General features: G+C 62.4%; 7 protein-coding genes. 3 read left to right on the top strand and 4 right to left on the bottom strand.

What is annotated here, in order from left to right; all coding sequences use genetic code 11:
- Positions 1-102: 102 nt before the first annotated feature.
- Positions 103-1428, bottom strand: a complete 1326-nt coding sequence (gltX, locus tag VXL81_RS12785) for a glutamate--tRNA ligase (RefSeq protein ID WP_340547305.1) — start codon at positions 1426-1428, stop codon at positions 103-105.
- Positions 1429-1622: 194 nt separating this feature from the next.
- On the opposite strand from gltX, the gene VXL81_RS12780 reads away from it, so the two are divergent.
- Positions 1623-3140, top strand: coding sequence for a diguanylate cyclase (locus VXL81_RS12780; RefSeq protein ID WP_340547306.1), 1518 nt, complete (start codon positions 1623-1625; stop codon positions 3138-3140).
- Positions 3141-3249: 109 nt separating this feature from the next.
- Here the strand turns inward: VXL81_RS12780 and VXL81_RS12775 are convergent, their stop codons facing one another.
- Positions 3250-4908, bottom strand: a complete 1659-nt coding sequence (locus VXL81_RS12775) for an NAD+ synthase (RefSeq protein ID WP_416554566.1) — start codon at positions 4906-4908, stop codon at positions 3250-3252.
- Between the two features lie 170 nt (positions 4909-5078).
- Between VXL81_RS12775 and VXL81_RS12770 the strand changes: the two genes are divergently transcribed.
- Both VXL81_RS12770 and VXL81_RS12765 read left to right on the top strand, forming a co-directional pair.
- Positions 5079-6566, top strand: coding sequence for an MORN repeat-containing protein (locus VXL81_RS12770; protein ID WP_416554564.1), 1488 nt, complete (start codon positions 5079-5081; stop codon positions 6564-6566).
- Positions 6567-6944: 378 nt separating this feature from the next.
- On the top strand, positions 6945-8516 hold the full coding sequence (locus VXL81_RS12765) for a 2-isopropylmalate synthase (RefSeq protein ID WP_340547309.1): 1572 nt from the start codon (positions 6945-6947) through the stop codon (positions 8514-8516).
- Between the two features lie 88 nt (positions 8517-8604).
- Here the strand turns inward: VXL81_RS12765 and VXL81_RS12760 are convergent, their stop codons facing one another.
- A complete protein-coding gene (locus tag VXL81_RS12760; protein WP_416554562.1) occupies positions 8605-9405 on the bottom strand; it encodes a 23S rRNA (adenine(2030)-N(6))-methyltransferase RlmJ in 801 nt (266 codons plus the stop codon).
- 72 nt (positions 9406-9477) lie between these two features.
- Complete coding sequence (locus VXL81_RS12755) at positions 9478-10554, bottom strand: agmatine deiminase family protein (RefSeq protein WP_416554560.1); 1077 nt, start codon at positions 10552-10554, stop codon at positions 9478-9480.
- Positions 10555-10841: the final 287 nt, after the last annotated feature.

The following is a 10841-nucleotide window of genomic DNA, read 5'->3' as shown; positions in this document are numbered from 1 at the left end:
TTCTGTGATGCCACCGATGTGGGCGGGAGCACCCCGGAGAGCACAGGACAGCACAAAGGCGGCCCCTATGGTGCCGCCTTTGCATCAGACAGTCGTCAAAGCTCAGCCGCGGGCGCGGACCGTTTCCATCAGCGCCAGCAGGGCGGACATGTCGGGGCCGCGCTCCATGCCGGTCACGGCTTTGCGCAGCGGCATGAACAGCCCCTTGCCCTTGCGGCCCGTCGCCTCTTTCACAGCAGCGGTCCATGTGCCCCAGCTCTCGCTGTCGTAGGGGCCTTCGGGCAGCAGCGCCATCGCCTCGGCGATGAAGTCCTTGTCCTCATCAGCCACCAGCGGCTCGGCGCCGTCGCGGCAGAGGTCCCACCAGCCCGCCAGATCCTTCAGCGTGGTGATGTTCTCCTTGGCCATATCCCAGAATGCGGCCTGTTTCTCTGCCGGAACCCCCAGCGCGTCCACATGGGACTGCACGGCCTCCAGCGGCAGGGACTGCAAATACCGGGCGGTCAGCGGGTAGAGATCCTGCACATCGAACTTGGTCGGCGCAGCGCCAAAACGGTTGATGTCGAAACCCTCGATCAGCTCTGCCAGTTCCGCGCGCAGCTCAACCGGGTCGGAGGAGCCAAGGCGCGCCATCAGGCTCAGCAGCGCCATCGGCTGCACGCCCGCTTCGCGCAGATCGCGCAGGGCCAGCGTGCCGAGGCGTTTGGACAGCGCCTCACCCTGCGGGCCGGTCAAGAGCGAGTGATGCGCAAAGGAGGGGACAGTGCCGCCGAGCGCCTCGATGATCTGTATCTGGGTGGCGGTGTTGGTGACATGGTCAGAGCCGCGCACAACATGGGTCACGCCCATTTCCGTGTCGTCCACAACCGAGGCCAGCGTATAGAGGAACTGGCCGTCGCCACGGATCAAGACCGGGTCGGAGACCGAAGCGGCATCAATGGAGATATCGCCCAGGATACCATCGGTCCACTCGATCCGCTCCTGATCCAGCTTGAAGCGCCAGACACCATCGCCGCGCTCGGCGCGCAGCTTGGCCTTGTCGTCCTCCGACAGGTTCAGCGCAGCGCGATCATAGACCGGCGGCTTGCCCATGTTCAGCTGCTTCTTGCGCTTCAGGTCCAGTTCAACCGGCGTTTCAAACGCCTCGTAGAACCGGCCGATTTCGCGCAGCTTGTCGGCAGCGGCGACATAGCGGTCGAGACGTTCGGACTGGCGTTCGACACGGTCCCAGGTCAGGCCCAGCCATTCCAGATCCTGCTTGATGGCATCGACGTACTCTTCTTTCGACCGCTCCGGGTCGGTGTCGTCGATGCGCAGGATGAAGCTGCCGCCGGCCTTGCGGGCGATCAGATAGTTCATCAGCGCGGTGCGCAGATTGCCAACGTGGATATAGCCGGTCGGCGACGGGGCAAATCGGGTGGTTGTCATCACAAGTCTCCTGTTGCCCTGCCCCATGTCACATAGGCGACGTTTTGTCCAGTTGCGGCGCAGTCGCCGACGGTTGATCCCAAGTCGTCTCAAACTGTCCGCGTTTTTCAGGGGGCGGCTTAGATTTCGTTCAGACTTCCTGTGTCAGCCTGTCGCAGCACTGACGATTATTGGTACGAAGAATGGGGTCTCCCGTGAACAAAGTGATCCCGAGCGACATGTTGCAGGCGGAGAGTTTGCCTGAACCCTCCCATGCGCGGCTCATGGATGTGTTGAACAAGCTGGATCAGGGCGTGATGGTCTGGACCGAGGACGGGCATTGCCAGGTCTTCAACGAACGGCTGCTCACCCTGCTGGAGCTGCAGAATGGCGACATCTTTCCGGGCTATTCGCGCGAGGCGTTTTTTGCCACCGCCGTCAGGCTGGGCCATGTGACCGAAGACAGCGCCAGACAGGCCGAACAGGATTTCAGCTCTGACAAGGAGCGGTTTTCGGCGACCCGCAGGATGCCGTCGGGACGGCGCCTTCAGATCGACACCCGCAGGCTGTCCACCGGCGGCTTTGTCTCTTGCTACACCGATGTGACCCAGATCGAGCGCAGTGCGCGGGACCTGACATTGGCGCGCCAGGCCGCCGAGGAGGCGGAGCTGACCGCGCTGAAGACGCTTGCGGCGGAACAGTCCTGGCGCGAAGAGGCCAAGCTGCTGTCGCAGCTCGACGTCTGGCTGCATTCCTGCAAATCCCAGGAGGAGCTGTTCCGCATTGTCAGCGCCTTCATGGCGAAGCTGTTTCCGCAATCCCAGGGCGAGCTTTACATCTACTCCAACTCGCGGGACGTTCTGGATGGCAAATGCCACTGGGGCGGGGCCGAGGTCCATGACCACATCTTTGCCGATGCCTGCTGGGCGCTGCGGCGCGGGCGACAGTATCTCTATTCTGCGGATAAGATCGCCTTTCCCTGCGCCCATGTCGAGGAGCAGCCTGCCACCGATGAGCATGGCGATTACGTCTGTTTTCCGGTGGTCGCCCACGGCAATACCGTCGGTCTGCTGCATGTGAAATTTGCACCGGAAACCGACCCCAAGCGCAAGGTGGCGCTGCATCGCCTCGCCCTGCGCTGCGGCGAACATATCTCGCTGGCGGTGGCCAATGTCCGCCTGCGCGACGAATTGCACGACCAGTCCACCCGCGATCCGCTGACCGGTGTCTACAATCGGCGCTATTTCCTCGGCGAGCTGCGCAATGCGGTGGCGCTGGCCGACCGGCGCGCCAGCCAGCTGGGGGTGCTCAGCTTTGATGCGGACCGGTTCAAGACCTTCAACGACACCCATGGCCACGATGCCGGCGACATGGTGCTGCGCGCCATTGGCGACACGCTGAAGGATCTGTTCCGCAATGGCGAGATCTGCTGCCGGATGGGCGGCGAGGAATTTGCTGTCTTCCTGCCGGATACCGACAAGGAACAGACGATGGAGGTCGGCGAAGCGCTGCGTGTCGCGATTGAGGAAATCACACTGCGCTATGGCTCCGGCACGCTGCCGCGTGTCACCATCTCCATCGGCGTTGCCAGCTTCCCCGAGGATGGCCTGCTGCCGCAGGATCTGATGCACGCCGCTGACCGCGCGCTTTACGCGGCAAAGGATGCAGGCCGCAACTGCGTCGTGGATTGCCAGGAAGCCGATCCCGCCAACGGCCCCTTCTCCGGCAGCTGACCCCGACCGAACGTATGCGATGCTCCCGCCTTGGCCGCACCTTTGGCCGCAGGGACCAGCCCGATATCGCTGGCACCAACGGGTGGATCACCAGCGCCTTACTGGTCGGTCAACTGGGGTCGCGCCAGCGGTTCACGATCGGATACCGACGATCCAGCCAGAACGCGCGCGGTGTGAGCCGCGCACCGAGGGCTGACTGAAAGCGTTTGTATTCGCTGATATAAATCAGGTGTTCCACGCGTTTTGCCGTCTCCCGCGAGAACCCGGCCGCAACGCAATCAGCAATCGAACCGTCCCGATCCACCAGGATCTCCAGCAGCGCGTCCAGTTCGGGGTAATCCGGCAGGCTGTCGCTGTCCTTCTGATCGTCGCGCAGCTCGGCGCTCGGCGGCTTGTCGATGACCGAGGGGCGGATGACCTCCCCTTCCGGCCCCATCATCCAGTCGCGGTGATTGGCATTGCGCCAGCGGCAGGTCTCGAACACGCGGGTCTTGTAGAGATCCTTGATCGGGTTGTAGCCCCCCGCCATATCGCCGTAAATCGTGGCATAGCCCACGGCGACCTCGGATTTATTGCCGGTGGTCAGCAGCATCTCGCCAAATTTGTTGGACATCGCCATCAGGAGAAGCCCGCGCAGGCGCGACTGGATGTTCTCCTCGGTCAGCCCCTCCTCCATCCCGGCAAAGAGCGGCGCCAGCGTGTTGGTGATCGCGGCGCGCCCCTCGGCAATCGGGACGTAGTCGTAGCGCACGCCCAGCGCCTTTGCCACCGCTTCGGCATCGTCAAGCGAGGCCTGCGAGGTATATTCGGACGGCAGCATCACGCAGCGCACATTCTCAGCCCCCAGCGCATCGACCGCGATCGTGGCGACAATGGCGGAATCGACGCCACCGGAGAGCCCCAGCAGCACCTTCTTGAAGCCGGTCTTGCGCATGTAATCCCGCAGCGACAGCGTCATGACGTGGTAATCCTGCTCCCACTCATCCGGCAGCACCGCCTTGGGGCCATCCACGGCGCGCCAGCCCTCGGCGGTCCGCTCCAGATCCAGATGGCAGATATCTTCGCGCAGGACCGGCATCTGCAAGGCCAGCGCCCCGCCCGGATTCAGCACAAACGAACCACCATCAAAAACCTGATCATCCTGGCCGCCCACCATATTGAGGTAGATCACCGGCAGATCGGTCTCGATCGAGCGGGCCACAATATGGTTGAGCCGCACATCCATCTTGTTGCGATAATAGGGCGATCCATTGGGGATCAGCAGGAACTCCGCGCCGGTTTCGGCCAGGGTTTCGGCCACATCCTCATACCAGCTATCCTCGCAGATCGGGCTGCCGATCCGGGTATCGCCAACCGCATAAGGACCGCCCAGCGGGCCCGCATCAAAGATCCGCACCTCGTCGAAGACGGTGGCATTTGGCAGGTGATGTTTCAGCACCTGCGTGGTGATCTTGCCGCCCTTCAGGATCAGATAGGCGTTGTACAACCTGTCGCCCTCGACCCACGGGCTGCCGATCGCCAGCGCCGGACCATCGGCACAATCGGCGGCCAACCGCTCAACCTCGGCAATGGCAGCACGGTGGAAAACCGGCTTCATCACCAGATCCTGCGTGTTGTAACCGGTAATGAACATCTCTGGCAGGGCGACCAGATCAGCACCTGCCTCGCGGCCTGCGGCCCAGGCCTCGCGGGCCTTATCTGCATTGCCAGCCAGATCCCCGACGGTGGGGTTCAACTGGGCCAGTGTCACGCGAAAACGATCAGCCATCCTGCTTGCGTCCTTCGATAATCCTGCCTTCTGCCATTAAACAGATCACGCTGCGAGGGAAAGACCGCAGTGGCAAAAGACATTGCGACGGCGGCGGCTGTGGCATAGTTTCCTGTCAAACCGATCAACAGGCCCGCACCCCGGCTCCCCTTATGGCAAGCAGATATTCCATGACCCGTTTCACCACCGCCGCTCTTCTGACCTCCGCTCTGGCGCTTGGCGCTGCCGGGGTCGGACGCCCGGCCCTGGCCCAGGATGGCAAGGTGCTGACCACGCAGGATGAAATCGGCGGCATCTATGAGGGCACCTTTCGCGGCGGCCTGCAACATGGCACCGGCACCTACCGGCTGCCCAACGGCTATGAATATACCGGCGACTGGGTCGATGGCGAAGTCCGCGGTCGTGGCGTTGCGCGTTTCCCCAACGGATCCATCTACGAGGGCGAGTTCGTCAAAGGCAAACCCGAAGGCGCAGGCAAGATCACCTTTGCCGATGGCGGCACCTATGAGGGCGAGTGGTCGGACGGCGTAATCAATGGCCAGGGGGTTGCGGTCTATGCCAATGGCGCGCGCTATGAGGGCGGCTTTCGCGATGCCAAGCACCATGGCAAAGGCATCATGCGCAATCCCGGCGGCTATGAATATGACGGCGACTGGGTCGATGGCCGCAAGGAAGGCACCGGCAAGATCACCTACCCGGACGGCGCCACCTATGAGGGCGACATCCGCGACGGCCAGCTGGAGGGCAAAGGCAAGCTGATCATGCCCGATGGTCTGGCTTACGAGGGCGATTGGTCCGCAAACCAGATGGATGGCACCGGCGTGTTGACCCAGCCCAATGGCGATATCTACGAAGGCCCGCTGGTGGCCGGCCGCCGTCAGGGCGAAGGCAAGCAGATCCATGCCAATGGCGATGTCTATATCGGCAATTTCGAGGATGACCTGCGCCACGGCGAAGGCACCTTCACCAAGACCGACGGCTATGTCTACACCGGCGAATGGCTGGCCGGTCAGATCGAGGGCAAGGGCCGCGTCACCTATCCCGACGGTTCGGTCTACGAGGGCCAGTTCCGCGATGATCTCGCCGATGGCGTGGGCAAGATCACCTATCCTGACGGCTCCACCTACGAAGGCGACTGGGTGGCCGGCGTGATCGAGGGCAGCGGCACCACAACCTATCCCAACGGGCTGGTCTACACAGGCGAGTTCCAGAACGCCAAGAACCACGGTCAAGGCGTGATGACCTACCCTGACGGCTACCGCTACGACGGCGGCTGGAAAGAGGGGCAGCGCCATGGCGAAGCGGTTGTCACCTACCCCGACGGTTCGGTTTATACCGGCAGCTTTGCCAACAGCCAGCGCCACGGCACCGGCAAGATCGTGATGACAGATGGCTTCAGCTATGAGGGTGACTGGACCGAAGGCAAGATCAGCGGCCAGGGCGTCGCGACCTATGCCAATGGCGATGTCTACGAGGGCAGCTTTCTCAATTCCAAACGTCAGGGACCGGGTGTGATGCGTTATGCCAGCGGTCAGCAAGCCGAAGGCACCTGGGAGAACGGCGCGCTCAAAACCACCGGTGCGGCGGCACAGGACAGCGATGATGCCACAACAGCCGACCCGGCCACCGCCACCGACGATGCAAACGCCAGCAACTGATTACCGCTGACCCGCAGCACGGCCGACCGGATAGGCTGGCGCGCCCTACCGCGCCAAAAGGCGTAGCGGAGCCGCCGCACAGCGCGCGCCCAGCCATAAGGCGTAGCATGTCTGATCCGGGCCAACGGGTTACAGTCGCAGGCTTTGCCCCTGCCCGGTCAATTTCTGTCTTTCCATTCGTCTTTGGCTCTGTATAACTCTGCGTCATGATGATGCGTGCAGATATCCCTTGCTTTGCCACCGCCCCGCGCGGTGCAGATCTGCGCGCCCTACTGATCCTAATCCGCCTCTGAGCGTGCCATCCGGCGCGCCCGCTCAGAGGGGAAGGCATGCGCGCCACATGGATTGGATTTTAGGACAGACAAGAAAGATACCGACATGACGACTGCAGCTGACAAAGATCGCGTTTTGATCTTCGACACCACTTTGCGCGATGGCGAGCAGAGCCCCGGCGCAACCATGACCCATGATGAAAAGCTCGAGATTGCCGAGCTGCTGGACGACATGGGCGTCGACATCATCGAAGCGGGCTTCCCCATCGCCTCCGAAGGCGACTTCAAAGCGGTGAGCGAGATTGCCGAACGCTCCAAGAATGCCGTGATCTGTGGTCTGGCGCGCGCCAACTTCAAGGATATCGACCGCTGCGCCGAAGCCGTGCGCAAATCCGCACAGCCGCGCATCCACACCTTTATCGGCACCTCGCCGCTGCACCGCGCCATTCCCAACCTCACCATGGATGAGATGGCCGAGAAGATCCACGAGACGGTCACCCACGCCCGCAATCTGGTGGACAATGTGCAATGGTCGCCGATGGATGCCACCCGCACCGAATGGGATTACCTCTGCCGGGTGATCGAAATTGCCATCAAGGCGGGCGCCACCACCATCAACATCCCCGATACCGTCGGCTATACCGCCCCGGTCGAGAGCGCCGATTTGATCAAGCGCCTGATCGAAACCGTGCCCGGTGCAGATGACGTGATCTTTGCCACCCATTGCCACAACGACCTCGGCATGGCGACCGCCAACGCGCTGGCTGCCGTTGCAGGAGGCGCGCGCCAGATCGAATGTACCATTAACGGTCTGGGCGAACGCGCGGGCAACACCGCGCTGGAAGAGGTGGTGATGGCGCTCAAGGTGCGCGGTGACATCATGCCCTTTACCACCGGCATCGACACCAAGAAGATCATGCACATCTCGCGCCGGGTCTCCACCGTGTCGGGATTTGTCGTGCAGCCGAACAAGGCCATCGTCGGCAAGAACGCCTTTGCCCATGAAAGCGGCATCCATCAGGATGGTATGCTGAAGAACAAGGAAACCTTTGAAATCATGCGACCCGAGGATGTGGGCATTGCCGGCACCTCGCTGCCGCTTGGCAAACATTCCGGCCGTGCGGCGCTGCGCGACAAGCTCAGCCAGCTCGGGTTTGAGGTGGGCGACAACCAGCTGAAGGATCTCTTTGTCCGGTTCAAAGAACTCGCCGACCGCAAGAAAGAGGTGTTTGACGACGACATCATCGCGCTGATGCGCACCAGCGGCGATGAGGATGACCACCTCAAGCTGGTGTCGATGAAAGTCGTCTGTGGCACCGGCGGTCCCGCCGAGGCCACCATCGAAATGGAAGTCGACGGCAAGGATGTGACCGAGACCGCAGAAGGCGACGGCCCTGTCGATGCCGCCTTCAAGGCGATCCGCAAGATCCACCCGAACTCGGCCCATCTTCAGCTCTATCAGGTCCATGCGGTCACCGAAGGCACCGACGCGCAGGCCACTGTGTCTGTCCGACTGGAAGAAGACGGCGTGATCGCCACGGGCGAGAGCGCGAACACCGACACGGTTGTCGCCTCTGCCGCCGCCTATATCAGCGCCCTCAATCGCCTGATCATCCGCCGCAGCAAAATGGGTGAAGGCGCCGACACCCGCGAGATCTCCTACAAGGACATCACCTGATCAATGCGTTGATCTGAAACAGCAAAGGCCACCCGACGGGTGGCCTTTTTCGTTCTGCCCAGGACCAACCGCCTCTGTTGGCCGCATCTCAGCCCAGACGGCTGAACAGTTTGGTCAGCCGCGCGGCTTCTTCCTCGGTGCCATAGGGCGCATTCACGATGAACATGCCCGAGCCGACCATCCGGTGCCCCTCCCGCGCCGGGGGAAACTGCACCTCATGACGCAATGCGCCGGCCAGCCCCTGCGCCTCCAGCGCGCTCAGCATCGGCTTATGCGCCCCGTCCGTCAGGATCGGATACCACAGCGCAATGACGCCGACGTTCCACTTGCGTTGCAGCTTGGCGATATGGCCGGGGATCTGGGCGTAGTCGCGCTTTACCTCATAGCTGGGATCAATCAGCAGCAGCCCGCGACGCGGCGTCGGCGGCGCCAGCGACTGCGCCAGTTCAAACCCGTCCTGCTGATGCACATGGACCCGCCGCCCCAGCCCATGCGACCACAGCGCCTGCCGCAGGGCGGCGTTTTCCTGCGGGTGCAGCTCGGCAAAATTGAGACTGTCGGCCTCGCGCAGCAGATGCGCTGCAATCAGCGGCGACCCCGGATAGGCCATCTCCCCATGGGCGCTGCGGGTTGCGGCAATGGCAGCGGCCAGCGGGTGATCCTCAGCCAGCAGGGCCTGATCCAGCAGGCGGCTGATCCCCGCCGCCGCCTCGCCGGTCTTGACCGCCTCTGCCGCATCCAGCTGATAGAGCCCGCGCCCGGCGTGGGTCTCGATATAGCTGAGCGGCTTGTCCTTCCGCGTGAGATAATCCAGCATCCGCGCCAGCAGCGCGTGTTTCTGAACATCGGCCAGATTTCCGGCGTGATAGATATGTTGATATGACAGCATCCCAGCCCTCTACCGCCAAACCGCCCCGGACAAAAGCCCCTTGCCGCAGCGGAGGGCGTTGGATCTGATGGCTCAGACCGCTGGCATCTGCTGCGTTGCACAGTGAATGCCGCCACCCAATTCGCCCAGCGGGTCCACGTTCAGCGTGACTATTTCCCGTCCCGGATAGTGACGCGCCAGCGCGTTCCGCGCGATCTCATCGGTTGCACCATCCCCGAATTCCGCCGCGACCACCGCACCATTGCAGACGTAATAATTGGCGTAAGAGGCGACAAAATCGAACCTTTTGATCCGACGGATATGAGGTTCGGGGATAACCTCAACCTCAACCTCCAGCCCCGCCCCAACCAGCCGGTCATGCGTGTCCAACGCAGCCATATGGAACGGATCGGCGCTATCAGGGGTATCGGGCAGGTTCATAAGAACACGCCCCGGCCCGGTGAAACGTGCGAGGCTATCGATATGATAATCCGTGATATCCTCCCCCCGGACCCCCTCGGCCCAGATCATGCGATCCGCCCCATAAGCCTCCAGCAGCCGTTGTTCTATCTGATCGCGTGACAGCCCGGGGTTCCGGTTCTTGTTCACCCAGCTGCTCTCATGTGCCATCAGCAGCCCGTGCCCATCCTGCTCCACGCCGCCTGCCTCGCCATGCAAACCGGTTGGCAACAGCGGCAGCCCCAAACGCTCGGCCACCCGTCCTGCGATCTGGCTGTCCCGCCGGTTGACCTGCTTTTTGCCCCAGCCGTTGAACTGGATATGGCTGATCGCCAAGCCGCCTGCGCCATCGATCACAAAGATAGGCCCTGAATCGCGGCACCACAGATCCTCGGTCGGGATATCCCACAACTCAACATCCGCAGACAGCTTGGCGCGCGCGCCGCTGTGATCCGCTGCCGCCGCGAGCACTGTGACAGGTTCAAACGCCGCAATCGCATTGGCGATATCTGCAATCGACTGCTGCGCCATGTCGCGGAACACAGGATCGGGATGCACCTTCCTGCTGACGGGCCATTGCATGAAGGTGCGCTGATGCGGCGCTTCCTCCGGTGGGACAAAAAATCCGGACCCGGCAACGGCAGTTTGTCCTGTGATCAGATTTGCCATGCCGAAGGCCCCGCCAGCCAGTAAGAAATTTCGCCGCTTCATCGCCGTTCCCTTCGCCGACCAAACATCCGCAAGGATCAAGCTTAACAACGCTGTGCAAACAAGAGAAGCAACATCGCGCGGCCCTGTACCGCCTCCGATAGTTGCCGGAGGCGTGCGGTTTTGAGGGGGGCGCTTATCAGATCCGCGCCACACCTGCCCACACTGCCAATCGGATCGGTTGTCTGCCTTTCCCATGGGGCACCCCGCAGTGGCGGCGAAAAGGCGCCTTTTGATCGGAATCCGCCCTTTCGCCACCTCCCGGCGCTGCTTATAAGACATAAAGCCCG

Origin of the sequence: Phaeobacter sp. JH204B, from assembly GCF_048055755.1 — a bacterium.
GTDB lineage: Bacteria > Pseudomonadota > Alphaproteobacteria > Rhodobacterales > Rhodobacteraceae > Phaeobacter > Phaeobacter bryozoorum.
Note: the sequence above shows the minus strand (reverse complement) of the source record. Positions and strands in the feature narration are given on the sequence as shown.

Bases quoted from the DNA above. Each gene is read 5' to 3' on its own strand.
- gltX (WP_340547305.1), bottom strand. From the start codon at position 1,428: ATGACAACCACCCGATTTGCCCCGTCGCCGACCGGCTATATCCACGTT.
- VXL81_RS12775 (WP_416554566.1), bottom strand. From the start codon at position 4,908: ATGGCTGATCGTTTTCGCGTGACACTGGCCCAGTTGAACCCCACCGTC.
- VXL81_RS12770 (WP_416554564.1), top strand. From the start codon at position 5,079: ATGACCCGTTTCACCACCGCCGCTCTTCTGACCTCCGCTCTGGCGCTT.
- VXL81_RS12765 (WP_340547309.1), top strand. From the start codon at position 6,945: ATGACGACTGCAGCTGACAAAGATCGCGTTTTGATCTTCGACACCACT.
- VXL81_RS12760 (WP_416554562.1), bottom strand. From the start codon at position 9,405: ATGCTGTCATATCAACATATCTATCACGCCGGAAATCTGGCCGATGTT.
- VXL81_RS12755 (WP_416554560.1), bottom strand. From the start codon at position 10,554: ATGAAGCGGCGAAATTTCTTACTGGCTGGCGGGGCCTTCGGCATGGCA.